Origin of the sequence: Neotabrizicola paludis (assembly GCF_044142105.1) — a bacterium.
Taxonomy (GTDB): Bacteria; Pseudomonadota; Alphaproteobacteria; order Rhodobacterales; family Rhodobacteraceae; genus Pseudogemmobacter.
In genome coordinates this window covers 364,941-384,729 of sequence record NZ_JBGTYM010000002.1, presented here as the reverse complement: position 1 = coordinate 384,729, position 19,789 = coordinate 364,941, and the positions used below count along the sequence as shown (strand labels likewise).

Genomic DNA, 19,789 nt, shown 5'->3' with positions numbered 1-19,789 from the left:
CCATGGCACCGGCCCGCCTTGACATGCCGCCGCAGAGGGGCAAGGCAGGGGCCGGAGGCCCGAATGACCCAGAAGCTGATCCTGCGCGCCCTTTCGGGCGAGACCCTGCCCACCCCGCCCGTCTGGATGATGCGGCAGGCCGGGCGCTATCTGCCGGAATACCGCGCGACGCGGGCGCAGGCGGGGGATTTCCTGTCGCTGTGCTACAACCCCGAGCTGGCGGCAGAGGTCACGCTGCAACCGATCCGCCGCTATGGCTTTGACGCAGCAATCCTTTTTGCCGATATCCTGCTGCTTCCCCAGGCGCTGGGGCGAAAGCTGTGGTTCGAGACCGGCGAAGGCCCGCGGATGGAAACCACGACGACCGCCGCAGAACTGGCCGCCCTGCGCCCGGCCGAGGCGGTCCATGACACGCTGAACCCGGTTTATGAGACGCTGCGCATCCTGTCGCGGGAACTGCCGCGCGAGACGACGCTGATCGGCTTTGCCGGCGCGCCCTGGACGGTGGCGACCTATATGATCGCCGGGCGCGGGACCAAGGACCAGGGCCCGGCCCATGCCCTGAAGGCCGCCGACCGGGCGACCTTCGCGGCGCTGATCGACAAGATCACCGAAGCCACGATCCTGTATCTTTCGGCGCAGATCCAGGCCGGGGCAGAAGTGGTCAAGCTGTTCGACAGCTGGGCGGGCAGCCTGAAGGGCCAGGATTTCACCGATTTCGCGGTGAAGCCGACGGCCCGGATCATCGCCGCGCTGAAGCGGCGGCATCCCGGCATTCCGGTCATCGCCTTCCCGCGCGAGGCGGGCCAGGGCTATGTCGGCTTTGCCCGCGCGACCGGGGCGGATTGCGTGGCGCTGGACAATTCCGTCTCGGCCGACTGGGCGGCGGAGCATGTCCAGAAGGATGGCTGTGTGCAGGGAAATCTGGCGCCACATCATATGGTTACGGGCGGCCAGGCGCTGGTGGACGAGACGCGGGCCATCGTGAAGGCCTTCAGCCATGGCCCGCATATCTTCAACCTGGGTCACGGCATCACACCGGAGGCCGACCCGGAGAATGTGAAGCGCATGATCGATACGGTGCGGGGCGGCTGATGCGCTTGCGCCGCTGGCTGATGGGCGGCGCGGCGCTGGCGCTGATCGGCGCTTTGGCCTGGCTTTGGATCTCGGGCCTGATCGGGCTGGGGCTGCATCTCTGGGCGATGCGCGGGGCCGAGGCGGACTGGCGCGACAAGGGGCTTTGGCTGCCCTTCTATCAGGTGACGATCGAGGCACGGCCGGTGGTGGGATTGTCCGAAAATGTCTCGGGCCTGACCTTCTCGCCCGTGACCGGCACGCTGTTCGCGGCGATCAACCGCCCGCCCGCGCTGGCGGAAATCGCCACGGACGGCAGGCTTCTGCGGTTGATCCCACTGGAAGGCGCCCGCGATCTTGAGGGCATCACCCATGTCGAGGGCAACCGGTTTGTCGTTTCGGATGAAGGGGATCAACGGCTGGCCTTTGTCGAGATCACACCACAGACGACGCGGCTGTCGCTGGCGGGCCTGCCGCATCTGACGCTGGATTTCGGCACTTTCGCCAATATGGGGTTCGAGGGGGTAAGCTGGGACCAGAGGCGCGGCGAACTCTTGGTGGCGCAGGAGATGTGGCCGGTGCGCGTGCTGGTGATTGCGGGATTCGCGCAGACCATGGCGGGGCCGGGCCTGGACGTGACGGTGCACGACTGGGTTCCGCAGGCGCAGGGCGGCCATTTCACCGCTGACCTTTCCTCGCTTTCCGCCCATGACGCCACGGGAAATCTTGTTCTGTTGTCAGACCTTACCTCGGCCCTGGTCGAATATGCCCGCGACGGCAGGCCGGTCTCGGCCCTGCCGCTATGGGCCGGCTGGGCGGGGCTTGCGGCAGATGTGCCGCAGGCCGAAGGGCTGGCGATCGGGCCGGAGGGCGATCTCTATCTGGTGTCCGAGCCGAACCTGTTCTACCGCTTCACCCGCAATCCGCGGGCGCCCTGGGCGGAGGAGGAAGGATGAGCCTTTGGGTCTGGGCGTCACTCGCCGCAGCGCTGGCACAGACGGGGCGCAATGCGGCGCAGAGCGGCTTGACGAAGACCCTGGGCACGCTGGGCGCGACCAATGTGCGCTTCCTGTTCGGCCTGCCCTTCGCGGCGCTGTTCCTGGTCCTGACCGTGACGGCGACGGGCGAAGCGGTCCCGGCGCTGACCCGCGCCACGCTGGGCTATACGGCGATGGGCGCGCTGGCGCAGATCGCGGCTACCGCGTTGATGTTAAAGGTAATGTCGCGTCAGGGATTCGGGCTGACGACGGCCTGGACCAAAAGCGAGCCGGTGCTGGTGGCGCTGGTCGGCTGGGCCATGCTGGGCGATCCGCTGACCCTGCCGATGCTGGGCGCGATCGGCGTGGCTGTCCTGGGCGTCCTTGTGCTGACGCTGAAGCCGGGGCTTGGGCGGGCGATGCTGACCGATGCCGGGCCGGCGGCGATGGGTCTCTTGGCCGGGTTGCTGTTCGGGCTGGCAGCCATCGGCTTTCGCGGCGGGATCGTCGCCTTGGGAGAGGGCGGCTATCTGATCCGCTCGGTCACGACCCTGCTGCTTTCCCTTTTCATTCAGACCCTTGTGCTTGGCGCCTGGCTGGCCTTCACCGACCGCAAAGCGCTGACCGGGGCCTTTCGCGCCTGGACCCCGTCGCTGGCGGCGGGGTTTCTGGGGGCCCTGGCCTCGGCCTTCTGGTTTCTGGCCTTCTCGCTGACCTCGGCCGCGAATGTGCGGACGCTGGCGCTGGTCGAGGTGATCTTCGCGCTGGCCGTTTCCTGGTTCTGGCTGGGCCAGCGCACGACGGCGCGGCAGAACCTTGGCATCGCGATCCTGCTGGCGGGGGTGGCGCTGCTGATGCGGGTGGCGCCGTAAGCCGTTGGGAACGCTGGATTAATCCCGCAACAGGGCGACGATTTCGCCGTCTTGCGACGGTCTTCCAAACGTCTTCCGCGACGGGCAAGGCCCGGGGCGTTAACCAAGATCAGCGACTCGGGGGTCAGGCAAAGAACGCCGCACCCAGCATCTCGCGCAGCGCGGCGACGGCGGGGTCGGCATCTTCGCAATCCGTGCCAAGCCGCAGGTCGATGGTCGCGACAAAGCCAAGCGCCGCCCGGGCGGCGGGGCGCACCGTCAGGAGAAGACCCTTCGACGTTTCGCGGACGCTGTCCAGGGCATCCTCGGCACCGAAAGCCTCATCGCCGATCTCGAACCAAACAGGGCCGCCCGCGACGGGCTGGCGGAACAGGAGATAGGGTTCCTCTTCATCCTCACCCTCGGCGAAGCCGATGAAGAGAAGCCCCTCCTCCTCATCCTCGACCACCGAGGCATAAAGGGCGTGCAGCGTCAGGTCGGGCTCGGCAGGCATGGCGTCAGATCCATTTGGCAAGGGGCGGCAGGCTCATCAGCACGGCATTGGCGTCATGGCCAGTTTCCAGACCGAATTTCGTGCCGCGATCATAAACGAGGTTGTATTCGGCATAGAGGCCACGATGGACGAGCTGGGCGTCGCGATCCATGTCGGAAAAGGGCGTGGCGTGGCGGCGTTCGGCCAGAGGCAGGAAGGCCGGAAGGAAGGCCTCGCCCACCGATCTGGTGAAGGCGAAATCGGCATCCCAATTGCCGGTATTCAGATCGTCGAAGAAGATGCCGCCGACGCCACGGGCGCGGCCACGATGGGGGATGAAGAAATATTCATCCGCCCAGGCCTTGAAGCGCGGATAGTAGGACGCATCATGCGCGTCGCAGGCGGCGCGCATCCGGGCGTGGAAATGCGCGGTATCCTCGGCATATTCGATACAGGGATTGAGGTCGGCGCCGCCGCCGAACCACCAGGCGCCGGGCGTCCAGAACATGCGGGTGTTCATGTGGACGGCGGGGGCATGCGGGTTGGCCATATGGGCGACAAGCGAAATGCCCGAGGCCCAGAAGCGCGGATCGTCCTCCATGCCCGGCACACCGCGCGCGGCCATGGCCTTTTGCGCGCGCGGGACAAGCGTGCCATGCACTTCGGACCAGTTAACCCCGACTTTCTCGAACACCGCGCCGCCGCGCAGGACGCTCATCAAGCCACCGCCGCCGCCTTCGGCCCGCGTCGTCGGCGTGACTTCGAAGCGGACCGGGCCGCAGGGCGGACGCGCGGCCGCGGCCTCAAGCGCCTCGAAGGCGGCGGTGATGCGATCGCGCAGGGTGCGGAACCACTGGGCGGCTTCGGCCTTGCGGGCGGTGAAGTCTTCGGTCATCGGGCGGCCTTTCGCTGATGCGACGTGCCTAGCCGCCAAACCGCCGATTTCCAAGGCGTCATTTGGCAGCAGCGATGGCAGCGGATAGGCTTGGGCCACCCCTGAGCGAGTCGCCGAAAATGAGACGCCTGATCCTGTCCCTGCCCCTGCTGCTGATCGCCTGCGGCACGCCGCAGGAGCAATGCATCGCCCGCAACACCCGCGATCTGCGCACTGTGGACGCGTTGATCGCCGAGGCCGAGGGCAATCTGGCGCGCGGCTATGCGCTGGTGAAGGAAGAGATCAGCTTTCCCGCCTTCGAGCCCTGCTATCGGCCGGGAAAGGCGACGCCGGACAACCCCCAGCCGCAGCCGGTGCTGACCACCTGCCGGACGCGCAGCTACCATACCGTCACCAAGCCGCAGGCGATTGATCTGCAGGCCGAGGCGCGCAAGCTCGCGCAGCTCAAGGAAAAGCGGGCACAGCTGGCGCGGGCGGCGGAGACGGTGGTGGCGCAGTGCCGCGCGGCCTATCCGGAATAGGCGCTTCTGGCGGATGCCCCGGGGGTTTCACACCCCCGGACCCCCGTGGGATATTTGCGAACAGAAGATGAAGCCGGCTGCCGGAGGGCGACCTTGGCGTTCAGAAGGCGGGGGCGGCGACCACATCGAGCAGGCCGCGGCCGCCATCGACGGTCAGGACCTGGCCGGTGACGAAGCGGCTGGCATCGGAGGCGAGATATTGCACCGTCTCGGCCAGTTCATCCGGCCCGGCGATGCGGCCAAGGGGGGTGCCGGCCTCGATCCGGTCGCGATAGTCGGGGGCTTCGCGCAGGGCGTTTTGCAAGCTGGCGGTCATCACGCTGGCAATGGCGATGGCGTTGACGCGGATGCCCTGCCCGGCCAGCACCACGGCGAGGTTTCGGGTCATCTGGTCGATGGCGGCGGAGGCCATGGCATAGCCCATCAGCACGGGCTGCACCCGCTGGGCGGCGAGCGAGGAGATGTTGACGATCGAACCCTTGGCCTCGCCCGGTTCGAGCCCGGCCTTTTCGGCGCATTGGATCATGCGCTTGGCCGTCATCTGCGACAGGCGCAGCGAGGTGAGGACATTCTGCTTCCACATCGTCTCGACCCCGTCTTCATCGGGGTTGAGCGTGTCGGAGGGCATCAGGCGGCGGCTGGCATTGACCAGGATGTCGACGCGGTCGAAGGCATCGAACGTGGCGGAGAGGAGGTTGTTGATCGTCAGCTTCTGGCACAGATCGCCCGCGAACATGCGGATCTGGCCTTCGGCGCGGGCTTCCTCGCCCACTTCGGCATCAAGCCGGGCCTCGTCGATATCGGCGAACATGACATTCGCGCCCTTGTCGACCAGATGGCGGGCGATGGCGAGGCCAAGCCCGTTGGCGGCGCCGGTGACGATGGCGGTCTTGCCGGAGACGGAGAAGCTCATGGGAAACCTTTAGCGGACGGGACGCCGGGGTTTGGCGGCGCGGATCAGGCGGAAGGCGGCATCGCCGCCGATGGTCTCGACCGACAGGAAATGATCACTCAGCGGCTGATCATAGGGCAGATGGCGGTTCGCGACCAGATAAAGCACGCCATCGGGCGCAAGCATGCGGCGCGCGGCGGCGATGAAGGCGGCGCCAAGGCCCGGATCGGCGGCGCGGCTGGCATGGAAGGGCGGGTTGGTGACGACGGTTTCGGCCAGGGTTTCCGGGCGGAACGTGGTGGCATCGGCCCAGTGGAAGCGGGCGCGGTCATCCTGGATATTGGCCTTGGCGCAGGTGACGGCCTCGGCCTCGGCCTCGACCAGATCGAGCCGTTTCACGCCCTTGCGGGCCAGGATTGCGCGGGAGAGATAGCCCCAGCCGGCGCCCAGATCGACGACCTTGGGACCGAGCGTGTCGGGCAGGGCCTGGGCCAGCAGCATCGAGCCGCGATCGGGCGCATCTGCCGAGAAGACGCCGGGGCGGGTGATGAAGCCGCCCTCGATCTGACGGTCGCCTGCGGCCCAGGACGTGAAGGGGGCCGGGTCGGCGGCGATGGCGACCAGCTTGCCATGCGCCTTGGTGACAGGTTCCGACACCGGGACGAGGCCACGCAATTCGCGGATCATCGCCTCGATCCCATCGGTCTTCTGGCCATCGACCAGCACCGGCGCGCCGGGCAGGCATTCGGCTGTGGCCTGGGCGACCAGCGCCCGGGCATGATCGCGGGCGCGGGGCAGGCAGATCAGGGCGGCGGCATAGGGCGCGGCAGGTGCGGTGGCATAGCCCCGCGCGGCGAAGGCGGCATGGTCGGGAAAGAAGCCGGTCAGGACGGTGACGCGATCCTGCGGCAGTGCGGAAAGGTCATCGCCCGCCTGCGGCCGGTAAATGGCGATGCGGCCCTGGGGTGGCAGGTCGAAGATGCCGGAGGCCAGCGCAAGGTCAAGACGGGCAGAACGCATGGGCGGGGCGCGAGGCGGCCCCTATTCCTTTTCCATCGTGCATTGCAGCGGGTGCTGGTGGCGGCGCGAGAAATCCATCACCTGCGCCACCTTGGTTTCCGCCACTTCATGCGAGAAGACACCCACCACGGCGAGACCCTTCTTGTGCACGGTGAGCATGATGTCGAAGGCCTGGGCATGGGTCAGGCCGAAGAACCGCTCCAGCACATGGACGACGAATTCCATCGGGGTGTAATCGTCGTTCAGGATCAAGACCTTGTACAGCGGCGGGCGCTGGGTCTTGGTCTTGGGCTTAGCCAGGAGCGAGGTGTCCATCCCCGGGCCATCGGTCTTGTCCGACAGGATATGGGGTTGGGTCGACACCGGATGAAGCTCCGTCCTTGGGGGATTCGCATTGCGGAAAGATGACGGGAATATAGCGAAATTTCCTTTAACGAAAAGGGGGTGGCTTGCGGGAATCTGCGTCTGGCGGCATCACCCCGGCAAAAGGAGGGCGCCATGATCACCACCATCGGCTTCGATGCCGACGATACCCTGTGGCAGAACGAGGCCTATTTCCGCCTGACGCAAGAGCGGTTTGCCGACCTGTTGCGCGACCATGCCGCACCTGAGCATCTCATGGCGCGGCTGCTTGAGGCGGAGCGACGCAATATCGGGGCCTATGGCTTTGGGGTGAAAGGCTTTACCCTGTCGATGATCGAGACCGCGATCGAGGTGACCGAGGGGCGGGTGCCGGCAAGCGTGATCCAGGAAATCCTGGGCGCGGGACGGGCAATGCTGGACCATCCGGTCGAGCTTTTGCCGGGCGCGCTGGAGGCGGTGACGGCGCTGGCGCAGAGCCATCGCATCGTGCTGGTCACCAAGGGCGACCTGCTGCATCAGGAGCGCAAGCTGGCGCAATCCGGCCTGGGCGAACATTTCCACGGCGTCGAGATCGTGTCGGACAAGCAGGCCGATACCTATGCCCGCGTCTTCGCCCGGCACGGGACGGGTGCGGATCAGGCTGCGATGGTCGGCAATTCCCTGAAATCCGACGTGATTCCGGCGCTGGAGGCGGGCGCTTTCGGCATCTATGTGCCCCATGGCGTGACCTGGGCGCTGGAGGCAGCCGATGAGCCGCTGGGCCATGCGCGCTATGGGCAGATTTCCGACCTGACCGGCCTTGCGCCGCTGATCGCCCGGATCGGCAGTTGACGCTATCCCTAGGGGCCAAATCCGCGCCGCCCCCTAGATGTCCACATTTTTTTGACAACTGCTGCTTTGCGGCCACAGCAGGCGGTTTTCCCCCAAAGCCATTGGAAAGTGACAGTTTTCCGCGCGCGAGAGCCGTGCTAGCCTTTCCCCTGGCAGAAACGAGGCTCCGCAAAGGGGCCCGACCACAGGCAAAGGGACGGGCGACGTGACCACGTTGATCGGGCGGTTTTTTCGCAACCTCTGGGCATGGGTGCTGCTTGCGGCCTTCACGGTTACGCAACCGGCCCTGGCAGCCCCTTTCGCGGCGATCGTGATGGATGCGCGGACGGGCGAGGTTCTGTACGAGAAGAACGCCGATACCCGCCTGCATCCGGCCTCGCTGACCAAGATGATGACGCTTTATATCGCGTTCCAGGAGATCGAGGCCGGTCGGCTGTCGCTGGACACGATGGTGACGATTTCCGCCCATGCCGCCAAGGAGCCGCCCTCGCGGCTGGGGCTGAAGGCCGGGCAGAAGATCGCGCTGCGCTATCTGATCCGGGCGGCGGCGGTGAAATCTGCGAATGACGCGGCCATGGCGATCGGCGAACTGATCGGCGGCGGGTCCGAGGCGGCCTTTGCAAAGCGGATGACCAAGACCGCCAAGGCGCTGGGAATGCGCAACACGACCTTCAAGAATCCGAATGGGCTGACCGCCGAGGGCCATTTGTCGACCGCGCGCGACATGAACCTGATGGGCCGCCACCTGTTCTATGATTTCCCCCAGTATTACAACATCTTCTCGCGTCGGACCGCCGATGCGGGCATGGCCAAGGTGACCAATACCAACTCGCGTTTCTTGGATGGCTATGAGGGCGCGGACGGGATCAAGACCGGCTATACGGTCGCGGCGGGCTTCAACCTGACCGCCTCCGCCAAGCATGGCAATGTGCGGCTGATCGCGACGGTCTTTGGCTCGACCTCGACCGCGGCGCGCAATGCCAAGATGGCCGAACTGATGGACAAGGGCTTTGCCCTGGCCAAGACCAATGTGCGCGAGCGCAAGCCCGAGGCGCCTGCGGTGACGGACGATGCGCTGATCGCCTCGGCTGAACCGGGGCCGATCGACGAGCCGGATGCCCAGGGCGGCGCCGCCAAGACGATCCGGGTTTCGGGCCAGGTGACGCGGTCCTTGCGACCCAAGGCACGACCGGGCGCGGCCCCGGCGGAAGATCTGATGGTGGCCACCGCCGAAGACGCGGTTGTGCCCGATGCGCTGGCCGAAGCGATCGCTTCGGGCGTCGCGGATGCGCTGGCCGAGGCATCGGCCCCGCCGCCGCCGGAAGGCACGCTGGAGGCGCAGGTCGCGGCGCTGGAGGCATCGCCCGCGGTGGACGAGGCGCCCGAAGCAATCGCCCTGGCCGAGGCGGTAGAGGCCCCTGCCCCGGCTTCAGGCTCGCTCGAGGCGCAGGCAGCGGCCCTGGCCGCAGGTGCCGCGCCAGCCGAGACGCCGGTTGCGGAAGCGGTCGAGACCGTCGTGACCGGGTTGCGGCCGCAGGCCCGGCCCGAATTGCCGGCCGAAGGCACGGCCCCTGCCGAAGAGACAGTGGTGGCGGCAGCCCCGGACGCTGTGGCGGCGCCTCCCGTCGAAGAGGTTCTGGCCGAAGCCGCGCCTGTGGCAGAGGCTCCGGCCGCCCCGTCGGAAACCGCCCTTGCCATGGCCGATACCAGCGAGGCCCCGCTGCCGCTGATCACCGATGTCGAGGAAGCGGCGGCGGTGGTCGTGCCGGAAGCGGCGATCCCGGCCCCGGCGGAACCCGCCCGCGCCGCACCGATCTTTGAACCGGTCGACGTGGCCGAGGCGACCCCGGAAGAGGCCGAGGCGCTGGTCGTGGTGTCGAAATCCACCAGCGGTGGTCGGGCCTGGGGCGTCAATGTCGGCGCCTTCACCTCGCGGTCGCAGGCCGAGCGGGCGCTGTTGAAGACCGCCCTTGCCGAAAGCGCCACGCTGAACGAGGGCTTGAAGAAGATCACCGAGAAGGGCGGCAAGTACCGCGCCTCTTTCCTGGGCCTGTCGGAAGACCAGGCGGGGCTGGCCTGCCGCCGCCTGCGCGCGCGCGGCATGGAATGCGAGGCGATCGGGCCGGCCTAAGGGTCAGGCCCGGCGCCACACCCGCCAGCCGGTGATGGCGAAGATCCCCAGCACCACGGCTTCGGCCAGGGCGAAGGGCGGCTCGGACCCCGTGGGGGCGAGGGCGCGCAACTCTGGCAGTTTGGTGAAGGCCTGGGCCATGGTGACGAAGGCCTGGAAGAAGGTCGAGAGCACGATGCCCAACGCAAAGAGCCTGGCCCAGATGCCCTGAAGGGCAAAGCCATAGCGGGCCACCGCCATGCCGATCAGCACGAGCGTGCCGAGAATGCCCACGGCGACGGCGGGGGTGACGGCGGGCAGCGGGAAGAGGAAGCCCGTGCCAAGGACCAGCGCCTGACAGAGGATGAAGACGACCGTCCAGAGACGCGGGGTCGGGGCGAAATAGGCCCCGATGGCGACAAGGCCGAAAGCCAGGGCAAGGAAGCTGAGGCCGGTATGCACGAGGGTCAGGGTCTGCGGGTCCATGGGGCGGCTCCGGGCAGGGGCACGGCGCGGATGGGTGCGCCGCGCGCGCAGGGTGCCCGACTTCGGAAGCGCCGCCAAAGGAAAACCGCGCAGGCGCTCAGGGGCGCGGCTTGTCGTCCCAATCCTTGGTCAGAATCCGGTTGGCATCGCCGTCGGGATCCTCGAATTGCCGCGTTTTCATCGCCCAGATGAAGGCCAGAAGGCCAAGGCCGCCCAGGCCAAGCGAGACGGGAATCAGGATGCCGAGGATTTCCATTACTTCAGCCGCAAAGCGTTCAGGGAGACGGTGATCGAGGAAAGCGACATGGCCAGCGCGGCGGCAAGCGGCGTGGCAAGGCCGACCAGCGCCAAGGGCACGGCGATGACGTTATAGGCGGCGGAGATGGCGAAATTCTCGACCATGCGGCGGCTGGCCTGGCGCGAGATGCGCAGGGCATCGGCTATGGGGGCCATGTCCTGGCCCAGAAGCACGATATCCGAGGCAACCCGGGCGGCGTCCAGCGCGGTGGCGGGCGAGATCGAGACATCGGCGGCGGCCAGGGCGGCGGTATCGTTCAGCCCGTCGCCCACCATGAGGACCTGCGCCCCCTGCCCTTTCAGCGCGGCGATGCGGGCGGATTTCTCGGCCGGCAGCACGCCCGCCGACCATTCGGCGATACCCAGCCGGGCGGCCAGCGCCGCGACGGCGCCGTCGCTGTCACCCGACAGCAGGATCACGCGCTGGCCCTGCGTCTTGAGCGCGGCCATGACGGTTTCGGCGCCGGGACGCAGGCGGTCGGCAAAGGTGAAGGCGCGGGGGGACTGGCCCTCGCCGGTGCAGAGATAGGTCGCTGTGACCGGCAGCGCCGTGCCGCCGCACCATTCGGCGCGGCCCAGACGGACCTTGCGGCCCTTCCAGACACCTTCGATGCCATAGCCCGGATGTTCGCGGACCTCCTCGACCCTTGCCGGCCGCAGCCCCTTGGCGCGCGCGGCTTCGGCCAGAGCCATCGCCAGCGGGTGGGACGAGGCCCCCGCCAGGGCAAGGGCCACTTCCTGCGCGACCTGCGGGTGGTCGGTCAGGTTGGTCACTTCCGGCGTGCCCATGGTCAGGGTGCCAGTCTTGTCGAAGACGACAGTATCGACCCTGGCCAGCCGTTCCAGCGCGGTGCCCTGCTTGATCAGAAGGCCCTTGCGGAAGAGCCGCCCCGAGGCCGAGGTGACCACGGCGGGCACGGCAAGACCCAGGGCGCAGGGGCAGGTGATGATCAGCACGGCGGCCGAGATGTTGATCGCATAGCGCAGATCGCCGCCGGTCTGCCACATCCAGAAGCCGAAGGCCGAGAAGGACAGCAGGTGCACAAGCGGCGAATAGGCCTTGGCGGCGCGATCGGCGAGCGAGGTGTAGCGCGTCTTGGCGCTTTCGGCGACGGCGACCAGATCGGCCATGCGGTGCAAGGACGAATCGCGCCCGGCGGCGGTGACGCGCAGGGTCAGCGGGCCGGTGAGATTGACTTCGCCCGCCGAGACCTTCGTCCCCTCACCCGCCCAGACCGGCAGGCTTTCCCCGGTCAGAAGGCTGCGATCCAGTTCCGACGTGCCCGTGACGACAATGCCATCGACCGGCATCCGCCCGCCGGGGCGGACAAGGACAAGATCGCCCAGAGCCACTTCGGCCAGCGGCTTTGCCTGCTCGGTTCCATCCGTCACCACGATGGCGCGGGGCACTTCGAGCGCGGCCAGTTCCTGCGCGGCAGAGCGCGCCACGGCGCGGGTGCGGTGGTCGAGATAGCGGCCCAGCAGCAGGAAGAAGGACAGCATCACCGCGGCATCGAAATAGGCGTGATGGCCGGAATGAATGGTCTCGAACAGCGAGATCGAAGAAGCGAGGATGAGGGCGAGAGAGATCGGCACATCCATGCCCAGGCGGCCCGCTTTCAGCGAATTCCAGGCGGATTTGAAGAAGGGCTGGCCCGAGAACACCACGGTCGGCAGGGCGATGGCGGCAGAGATCCAGTGGAACATGTCGCGGGTCACGCCCTCGGCGCCCGACCAGACCGCGACCGACAGGAGCATGACATTCATCATGGCGAAGAAGGCCACGCCCAGCCGCATCAGCAGGTCGCGCGACTGGCGGTCGGTTTCGGTGGTGGACAGAAGACCGGGGTCCAGCTCATGCGCCTCATAGCCCGCCGCCTTGCAGATGCCGATCATCTGGGCGGGGGTGACGTCTGGCGCGGCGTCGATCGACAGGCGCTTGAGGGTGAGGTTCAGCCGGGCCGAGCGCACCCCGGGCGCGGCGAGCGCGGCGGCCTCGAGCGTCGAGATGCAGGCGGCGCAATGGGCGGCGGGCAGCGACAGCATGATGCGGGCATCTGCCGGCGCGGCCATGGCGGCGATGCGTTCCGCCGAAGGCGCTGCGACGCAGGCCGGGCAGGCGGACAGCCCGCCCGAGACCGGGTCGCTGCCGCCAAGATCGGGGTCGGCATAGGCCATGGCGTCAGCCCTTCACCGCAATGTCGACGCGCCGTTCGAACAGCGTGCCATCCCTGGCATGGGCCGTGACCTTGACCATCCAATAGCCCTTGGCCAGCGGCACTTCGGCCTCATAGGCATCGCCCAGGAGGGTGAAGGGCGGGGTCACGTCATCCTTGGCCTCGGTGGTGCGTCCGATCAGGACCGAGAGATCGGCCACCTGGACGGGGTGGCCCTGCTGGTCGGTGAAGGCCACGCGGACGCGGCCGCGGTCATGGCTGACGTCCAGCGTCCAGCCCAGCGCCTCCTGCGCGGCGCGGCGGGCATCGAACTCCTGGCTGGCGACGTAGGAATTGTCGGTCTCCAGCCCCGGAAAGGTGCTGACGGCCTTCCACGCCATCAGGACATTGACCGCGATGATGATGCCGAAGGCGCCGACGGTGATGGCCAGAACATGGCGGCCGGTGATCTCGGACATGGTTCAGTTGCCTTTCCCGTTGAAGATCGTCTCGTGCGAGACGCGGTCGGTGCCCGGCTGGTCGGCCGTTCCCTCATCGGCGATCCAGAACCGCAATTCGGTGCGGTCGGTGCTGGCGGCGACGGTATCCTTGGCGGCGGTGACATAGGCGCGCGCCTCGAAGGTTTCATTGGCGGGCACCAGGATGCGCAGATCGTCGCGCCCTTCAAGCGTAAGTGCAAGCGGCGCCGAAGAGGCGACCGAGATATCGAACCAGCGGTCCTCACCATGCTTGTTGCGCAGCCGCAGGTCATAGGTGTTGCGGATCGAGCCATCCGACAGGGTGACAAAGGTGGGGTTGCGCACCGGGGTCACGTTGACGTCGATTTCGGTGCGCAGGAACAGCGCCACGATCAGACTGACGCCGACCCCGGCCCAGAGCACGGTGTAGAGCACGGTGCGCGGGCGGAAGACGTGTTTCCACACCGATTTCGGCGGCTGGCCCGCGCGTTCGCGCACCTCGTCGGTCAGGGCCAGGTAGCCGATCAGGTCGCGCGGCTTGCCGATCTTGTCCATCACGTCATTGCAGGCGTCGATGCAAAGACCGCAGGTGATGCAGGCGAGCTGCTGGCCGTTGCGGATGTCGATGCCCATCGGGCAGACGTTCACGCAGGCCTTGCAGTCGATGCAATCGCCCGTCGGCACGCCCTCGGCGGTGTGGCCGCCCTGCTTGCCGCGCGGCTCTCCACGCCAGTCGCGATAGCCGATGGTGATCGTGTCCTCGTCCATCATCGCGGCCTGGATACGCGGCCAGGGGCAGGCATAGATGCAGATCTGTTCGCGCGCGAAGCCGCCAAAGGCAAAGGTGGTCAGCGTCAGGATCAGCATCGTGATATAGGCGACGGGATGGGCCTGGCCGGTCACCAGATCGCGCGCGAGCGTGGGGGCATCGGTGAAGTAGAAGACCCAGGCGCCGCCGGTGGCGAGGCCGATCAGGAACCAGGCGGTCCATTTGACCGCGCGCTTGCGGATCTTTTCGGCATCCCAGCCCTGGCGGTGCAGGCGGATGCGGGCGTTGCGGTCGCCCTCGATCCAGCGTTCCACAAGGATGAAGAGGTCGGTCCAGACGGTCTGCGGGCAGGCATAGCCGCACCAGACCCGGCCCGCGGCCGACGTGAAGAGAAAGAGGCCAAGCCCGGCCATGATCAGAAGGCCCGCGACGAAGTAGAATTCATGCGGCCAGATCTCGATCATAAAGAAGAAGAAGCGGCGGTTGCCCAGGTCCAGAAGCACGGCCTGGTCGGGCAGGTTCGGACCACGGTCCCAGCGGAACCAGGGCGTCAGGTAATAGATGCCCAGCATGACCGCCATCAGCCACCATTTGAGCGTGCGGAAGCTGCCCTTCACCCGGCGCGGAAAGATCGGCTCGCGGGCGGCGTAAAGGCTGGGCGGGTTCGTGTCGGGCGTGGTCACGGAACGTCCTCGGAATCGTGAATATGTTCTGCCAGCATATGGCGGGGTCGCGGCCCTGGCAGCCTTGACCTGCATCAATATTCCCATCGCCGATGCGGATTTCGAAGCCGCGCCCATGTCGCAGGGCGCAAATGCCGCAGGGGCGCAGACAGGGGCCGGACATGGCCAAAAGCCGGGTTTTGACCCGGCCCGAGAAACAGGAGGCACCGACCGCGCCCATAGAAACGCACGAACAGGGACGGGCGGGCCGGTGCCAGTTCCCCCGGGCGACAGCGGCGCCCGGGGAGAAAGGTCAGGCGATCATTCGCCGCCGCCCAGTGAGTGGACGTAATAGGAGACGGCGCGGATCTCGTCTTCCGAGAGACGCTTGTTCCAGTTCGGCATCACGCCGAAGCGGGCGTAGAAGACCGAGTCATGGATCGCCTCGCGCGTGCCGCCATAGAGCCAAACCGCATCGGCAAGGTTCGGGGCGCCCTGCGCGCGGTCGCCCTGGCCCGTCTCGCCATGGCAGGAGGCGCAGTTGTCGGCAAAGACGGTCGCGCCGGCGGTGGCAAGCGTGGCGTCGTGATCCTGGCCGGAAAGCTGCAGCACATACTCGACGACCTGGCTGATCTGGTCCTTGTCCAGCATCTCGTCCACGCCCCATTTCGGCATTTCCGAATAGCGGGCATCGGGATCGGTGGTGTTGCGGATGCCATGGGTGACGGTCAGGTGGATGTCCTCCATCGTGCCGCCCCAGAGCCAGTCGTCATCCAGCAGGTTCGCATAGCCAAGCGACTGCACCCCCGCCCCGCCCGCGCCGTGGCATTGGGCGCAATTGGTGCGGAAGACGGCGGCGCCGGCGTTTTCGGCATAGGAGGCCAGCGCCGGGTCATCCTTGATGCCGTTCAGGTCGGCGGCGATCAGCTTTTCCTTCACCGGGCCGTTTTTGGCATCCCAGTCGCCGATCTCGGCCACCACGGCGGCGCGCGGGTCGTCGCCGATCAGGCCGCGGGTGGTGCTGTTGATCAAAGGCCAGGCCGGATAGGCGATGGTATAGCCGATGCCCCAGACGATGGTGGCGTAGAAGACCCAGACCCACCAGCGCGGCATCGGGTTGTCGTATTCCTCGATCCCGTCCCAGCTATGGCCGGTGGTCGGCACATCGCCGGGGGCGGGTTTCGTCACTTTCTTGGCGCACATCTCACGCCTCCGTCCGGTTTGAGGTCACGGCTTCCGCGCGCGGCGCGGGGCGCCGATCGTCATCGCGGAAGATCGAATTGGCGGCATCGTCCTGCATCTTCCGGCTGCCGGGCCGGAAGACATAGAAGCAGACGCCCAGGAAGACCAAGGCCATGGCCAGAAGGCCCCAGCTATCGGCCATGTGGCGCAGGAAGGTGTAGAATTCCATCACACTCCTCCGGCGTCAGCGGTTCGGATCGGGGGTGAAGGTCGAGAAATCGACCATCGTGCCCAGCACCTGGATATAGGCGATCAGCGCGTCGGCCTCGGTCAGTTGCGGCTGGCCGTCGAAGTTGCGCACGTTCACCGCATTGCCGAAGGCATCCTTGCCGTAGCGCCCCTCAAGACCGGCACTGTCGGCATTGGGGTCCGCCTGGGCCTGGAAGTCGGCCTGGGCGTTGTCGATCATGTCCTGCGTATAGGGCACGCCGACCATGGCATTGGTCTTGACCACGTCCTGGATGTACTGCCCGTCGATCACCTTGTTGAACAGGAACCCATAGGGCGGCATCACCGATTCCGGCACCACCGACTTGGCATCGGCGAAGTGGTCCTGGTGCCATTCATCCGAGTAGCGGCCGCCGACGCGGGCCAGGTCGGGCCCGGTGCGCTTGGACCCCCACTGGAAGGGATGGTCGTATTTCGACTCCGCCGCCAGCGAGTAATGGCCGTAACGCGTAACCTCGTCCCGCATCGGGCGGATCATCTGGCTGTGGCAGACATAGCAGCCTTCGCGGATATAGATGTCGCGGCCTGCCAGTTCCAAGGGCGTGTAGGGGCGCACGCCCTTCACATCCTCGATCACGTTGTCGAGGTAGAAAAGCGGCACGATCTGCACGATCCCCCCGATGGTGACGACCAGGAAGGCCAGCACCATCAGAAGCGTCGCATGGGTTTCGATAGCCTTGTGCTTGTCGAGAAGAGCCATTTGTCCCCCCTCCCCTTATTCAGCCGGAACGGCGTTGTTGGCGTTCAGCGGCGCTTTCGCGGGCTGGGCCTTCACCGTCATCCAGAGGTTGTAGGACATGATCAGCGCACCGGTGAGGAACATGAGCCCCCCAAGCGAGCGGACGACGTTCATCGGGTGTTTCGCGGCCACCGTGTCGGCGAAGGCGTTCACGAGGAAACCGTTCGCATCGACTTCACGCCACATCAGGCCTTCCATGATGCCGGTCACCCACATGGACGAGGCGTAGAGGACGATGCCGATGGTGGCGAGCCAGAAGTGCCAGCTGACAAGCTTGAGCGAATACAGGCCCTCGCGGTTCCACAGGCGCGGGGTCAGGAAGTACAGCGCGCCGAAGGTGATCATGCCGTTCCAGCCCAGGGCGCCAGAATGGACGTGACCGATGGTCCAGTCGGTATAGTGCGACAGAGAGTTCACTTCCTTGATCGACATCATCGGGCCTTCGAAGGTCGACATGCCGTAGAAGCCGATGGCGACGACCATCATGCGGATGATCGGATCGGTGCGCAGCTTGTCCCAGGCGCCCGACAGCGTCATCAGCCCGTTGATCATGCCACCCCAGGACGGCATCCACAGGATGACCGAGAAGACCATGCCCAGGGTCGAGGCCCAGTTCGGCAGGGCGGTGTAATGCAGGTGGTGCGGACCGGCCCAGATATACAGGAAGATCAGCGCCCAGAAGTGGATGATCGACAGCTTGTAGCTGAAGACCGGGCGTTCGGCCTGTTTCGGGACGAAGTAATACATCATGCCCAGGAAGCCCGCGGTCAGGAAGAAGCCCACCGCGTTATGGCCGTACCACCACTGGATCATCGCATCCTGCACGCCCGAGGTGACCTGCACCGACTGGCTGCCCAGGATCGAGACCGGGATTGCCATGTTGTTGATCAGGTGCAGCATGGCGATGGTGATGATCATCGACAGGTAGAACCAGTTCGCGACGTAGATATGGGGCTCCTTGCGCTTCATCAGCGTGCCCGCGAAGACGATCAGGAAGCCCACCCAGACCACGGTGATCAGAATGTCGATATGCCAGGCCGGTTCGGCATATTCCTTGCCCTGGCTGCCGCCGAGCACATAGCTGGTCGCGGCCAGCAGGATGACCAGCTGCCAGCCCCAGAAGACGAAATTGGCAAGACCGCCGCCGAACAGCCGCGCCGCGGAGGTGCGCTGCACGACATAGAAGGCGGTGGTGATCAGCGCGGTGCCGCCGAAGGCGAAGATCACGGCACTGGTGTGCAGCGGGCGCAGGCGACCGAAATTGCCGATGCCCTGAAGGACCTCGAAATTGAGCCAGGGCCAGGCGAGCTGGCTGGCGATCACTACGCCGACCAGGAATCCGACGACCCCCCAGAAGGCGGTCAACCCCACCCCCCAGCGGATGATCCCGTCCATATACTCGTTCTCATTGGCCAGCTTCGGCGTCCCCACGCCGCGCAACACGATGACAAAGACGATGGCTGCCACCAGCATCACCTCGATCGCGTTGACCATGAAGGCCAGATCGCGCGCGTAATTGGCCGCGATAGCGGCCAGGACCGCCACCAGGCCCAGCGCGATCAGTTTCGCATAGTCCCACATTATTTGTGTCCCTTCGTCTCTTATGCCCGTGCCCGAAGAGCGAGCGCGACTCGTTCTTCGGGTGCAGAGTGTTCGACAATGCTCGTCTAACGGCCGTCGCGGTCACCATACCTTGATCTGCATCAACAATGGATTGCGACACTTTTGACCTTGGTCAATGAATCGCACTCGCTGGCTCACTATGCTTGGTTCGTGAACCGACTATGCCGCAGGAGGTACAGATGCGCTATAAATCCCTTCTCACGCTTGCAGCCTCGCCGAACAGGATTGGTCCCGCTCTTGCCGCCGCGGCGGGGCTGGCGCGCAGCTTCGATGCGCATCTCGATGCGCTGGCCGTGGGGGTGGACCGCACGCAGGTCGGCTATTCCTATGTCGGCTCGGGCGCGGTGATGTTGCAGATGGCGCTGGACCGCGCCGAGGAAGAGGCGCGGCGCACGGAAGCCGCGCTGAAGGCGGCGCTGGTGGCCGAGGGGCCCGAACTGCGCTGGGGGCTTGAAAGCGCCGTCACCCAGCTGGGCGCCCTGAGCGAACTGGTGGCGATGCGTGCCCGCTACGCCGATCTCGTGGTGCTGGCCAAACCCTATGGCAAGGGGGTCGGCCCCGAGGATGAGGCGATCCTTGAAGCCGCGATGTTCGAGGGCATGGCGCCGGTCTTGGTCGTGCCCGAGAACAGCGCGGCGCTGACCGGGCGCTTCCGCCACATCGTCCTGGCCTGGAATCAAAGCCGCGAGGCGCTGGTCGCCGCAAAGCAGGCGCTGCCCTTCCTGACAGCCGCCGAACGGGTGACGATCACCGTGATCGACCCGGCGGCCCATGGACCCGAACGCTCGGATCCGGGCGGGCTTCTGTGCCAGTTCCTGGTGCGCCATGGCGTCAAGGCCGAGGTCGCGGTTCTGGCCCGCACCCTGCCCCGGGTCTCCGACGTGCTGGTGCGGCAATGCCTGGACAGCAACGCCGATCTTCTGGTCATGGGCGCCTATGGCCATTCGCGTTTCCGCGAGGCGATCCTTGGCGGGGCGACGCGCAATATGCTGGAAGCCGCCGAATTGCCGGTCTTCATGGCGCATTGAAGCCTCCGCGACCCTGTTTCCACGTGGCAGGCCTGTGCTAGACTGGGCTGGTG

The 19,789-nt window shown here is 66.5% G+C and carries 21 protein-coding genes; 7 read left to right on the top strand and 14 right to left on the bottom strand.

Going from position 1 to position 19,789, the window contains the following annotated elements; all coding sequences use genetic code 11:
* Positions 1–63 precede the first annotated feature (63 nt).
* The 3 genes from hemE to ACED67_RS06960 are packed head-to-tail and all read left to right on the top strand — an operon-like array spanning position 64 to position 2,923.
* Positions 64–1,095, top strand: a complete 1,032-nt coding sequence (gene hemE, locus ACED67_RS06970) for a uroporphyrinogen decarboxylase (protein WP_395540853.1) — start codon at positions 64–66, stop codon at positions 1,093–1,095.
* Entirely contained in the window at positions 1,095–2,030 is a 936-nt protein-coding gene (locus tag ACED67_RS06965) for an SdiA-regulated domain-containing protein (RefSeq protein ID WP_395540852.1), read from the top strand. Before hemE ends, ACED67_RS06965 begins: the two co-directional genes overlap by 1 nt.
* Positions 2,027–2,923, top strand: coding sequence for an EamA family transporter (locus tag ACED67_RS06960; protein WP_395540851.1), 897 nt, complete (start codon positions 2,027–2,029; stop codon positions 2,921–2,923). Before ACED67_RS06965 ends, ACED67_RS06960 begins: the two co-directional genes overlap by 4 nt.
* A 124-nt stretch (positions 2,924–3,047) precedes the next feature.
* Here ACED67_RS06960 and ACED67_RS06955 read toward each other — a convergent pair whose 3' ends face one another.
* Complete coding sequence (locus tag ACED67_RS06955) at positions 3,048–3,416, bottom strand: hypothetical protein (RefSeq protein ID WP_395540850.1); 369 nt, start codon at positions 3,414–3,416, stop codon at positions 3,048–3,050.
* Positions 3,417–3,420: 4 nt separating this feature from the next.
* On the bottom strand, positions 3,421–4,290 hold the full coding sequence (hemF, locus tag ACED67_RS06950) for an oxygen-dependent coproporphyrinogen oxidase (RefSeq protein ID WP_395540849.1): 870 nt from the start codon (positions 4,288–4,290) through the stop codon (positions 3,421–3,423).
* 119 nt (positions 4,291–4,409) lie between these two features.
* Between hemF and ACED67_RS06945 the strand changes: the two genes are divergently transcribed.
* Positions 4,410–4,811 (top strand): hypothetical protein, encoded by a 402-nt coding sequence (locus tag ACED67_RS06945; RefSeq protein ID WP_395540848.1) that lies wholly within the window; start codon positions 4,410–4,412, stop codon positions 4,809–4,811.
* Positions 4,812–4,911: 100 nt separating this feature from the next.
* Here ACED67_RS06945 and ACED67_RS06940 read toward each other — a convergent pair whose 3' ends face one another.
* Genes ACED67_RS06940 through clpS form a run of 3 tightly spaced genes read right to left on the bottom strand, consistent with a single transcriptional unit; the run spans position 4,912 to position 7,038 of the window.
* Entirely contained in the window at positions 4,912–5,724 is an 813-nt protein-coding gene (locus ACED67_RS06940) for an SDR family NAD(P)-dependent oxidoreductase (RefSeq protein ID WP_395540847.1), read from the bottom strand.
* A gap of 9 nt (positions 5,725–5,733) precedes the next feature.
* Positions 5,734–6,723, bottom strand: a complete 990-nt coding sequence (locus ACED67_RS06935) for a class I SAM-dependent methyltransferase (protein ID WP_395540846.1) — start codon at positions 6,721–6,723, stop codon at positions 5,734–5,736.
* Between the two features lie 21 nt (positions 6,724–6,744).
* Positions 6,745–7,038: an ATP-dependent Clp protease adapter ClpS gene (gene clpS, locus ACED67_RS06930; RefSeq protein WP_395541144.1), complete on the bottom strand. Its 294-nt coding sequence runs from the start codon at positions 7,036–7,038 to the stop codon at positions 6,745–6,747.
* Positions 7,039–7,221: 183 nt separating this feature from the next.
* Here clpS and ACED67_RS06925 point away from each other — a divergent pair, with 183 nt between their 5' ends.
* Together ACED67_RS06925 and ACED67_RS06920 are read left to right on the top strand one after the other, a co-directional pair.
* Positions 7,222–7,917: an HAD family hydrolase gene (locus ACED67_RS06925; protein WP_395540845.1), complete on the top strand. Its 696-nt coding sequence runs from the start codon at positions 7,222–7,224 to the stop codon at positions 7,915–7,917.
* A 313-nt stretch (positions 7,918–8,230) separates the two neighbouring features.
* A complete protein-coding gene (locus tag ACED67_RS06920) occupies positions 8,231–10,048 on the top strand; it encodes a D-alanyl-D-alanine carboxypeptidase family protein (RefSeq protein WP_508436217.1) in 1,818 nt (605 codons plus the stop codon).
* 3 nt (positions 10,049–10,051) lie between these two features.
* Here the strand turns inward: ACED67_RS06920 and ACED67_RS06915 are convergent, their stop codons facing one another.
* From ACED67_RS06915 to ccoN, 9 genes are all read right to left on the bottom strand, one after another.
* Entirely contained in the window at positions 10,052–10,513 is a 462-nt protein-coding gene (locus ACED67_RS06915) for a hypothetical protein (RefSeq protein WP_395540843.1), read from the bottom strand.
* 97 nt (positions 10,514–10,610) lie between these two features.
* The gene (gene ccoS / locus ACED67_RS06910) at positions 10,611–10,769 is read right to left on the bottom strand and encodes a cbb3-type cytochrome oxidase assembly protein CcoS (protein ID WP_395540842.1); all 159 of its coding nucleotides are present in this window, start codon (positions 10,767–10,769) and stop codon (positions 10,611–10,613) included.
* Positions 10,769–12,988: a heavy metal translocating P-type ATPase gene (locus ACED67_RS06905; protein ID WP_395540841.1), complete on the bottom strand. Its 2,220-nt coding sequence runs from the start codon at positions 12,986–12,988 to the stop codon at positions 10,769–10,771. Before ACED67_RS06905 ends, ccoS begins: the two co-directional genes overlap by 1 nt.
* A gap of 4 nt (positions 12,989–12,992) precedes the next feature.
* Positions 12,993–13,445 carry a FixH family protein gene (locus ACED67_RS06900; protein WP_395540840.1) on the bottom strand — a complete coding sequence of 151 codons (453 nt, stop codon included), beginning with the start codon at positions 13,443–13,445 and terminating at the stop codon, positions 12,993–12,995.
* 3 nt (positions 13,446–13,448) lie between these two features.
* Positions 13,449–14,897 (bottom strand): cytochrome c oxidase accessory protein CcoG, encoded by a 1,449-nt coding sequence (gene ccoG, locus ACED67_RS06895; protein WP_395540839.1) that lies wholly within the window; start codon positions 14,895–14,897, stop codon positions 13,449–13,451.
* 300 nt (positions 14,898–15,197) lie between these two features.
* Positions 15,198–16,079 (bottom strand): cytochrome-c oxidase, cbb3-type subunit III, encoded by an 882-nt coding sequence (gene ccoP, locus ACED67_RS06890; protein WP_395540838.1) that lies wholly within the window; start codon positions 16,077–16,079, stop codon positions 15,198–15,200.
* 1 nt (position 16,080) lies between these two features.
* Complete coding sequence (locus ACED67_RS06885) at positions 16,081–16,287, bottom strand: cbb3-type cytochrome c oxidase subunit 3 (protein ID WP_395540837.1); 207 nt, start codon at positions 16,285–16,287, stop codon at positions 16,081–16,083.
* Positions 16,288–16,302: 15 nt separating this feature from the next.
* Complete coding sequence (gene ccoO, locus ACED67_RS06880; protein ID WP_395540836.1) at positions 16,303–17,046, bottom strand: cytochrome-c oxidase, cbb3-type subunit II; 744 nt, start codon at positions 17,044–17,046, stop codon at positions 16,303–16,305.
* Between the two features lie 15 nt (positions 17,047–17,061).
* Positions 17,062–18,666, bottom strand: a complete 1,605-nt coding sequence (gene ccoN, locus ACED67_RS06875) for a cytochrome-c oxidase, cbb3-type subunit I (RefSeq protein WP_395540835.1) — start codon at positions 18,664–18,666, stop codon at positions 17,062–17,064.
* A 221-nt stretch (positions 18,667–18,887) separates the two neighbouring features.
* Here ccoN and ACED67_RS06870 point away from each other — a divergent pair, with 221 nt between their 5' ends.
* Entirely contained in the window at positions 18,888–19,736 is an 849-nt protein-coding gene (locus tag ACED67_RS06870) for a universal stress protein (protein ID WP_395540834.1), read from the top strand.
* The last annotated feature ends 53 nt before the right edge of the window (positions 19,737–19,789 follow it).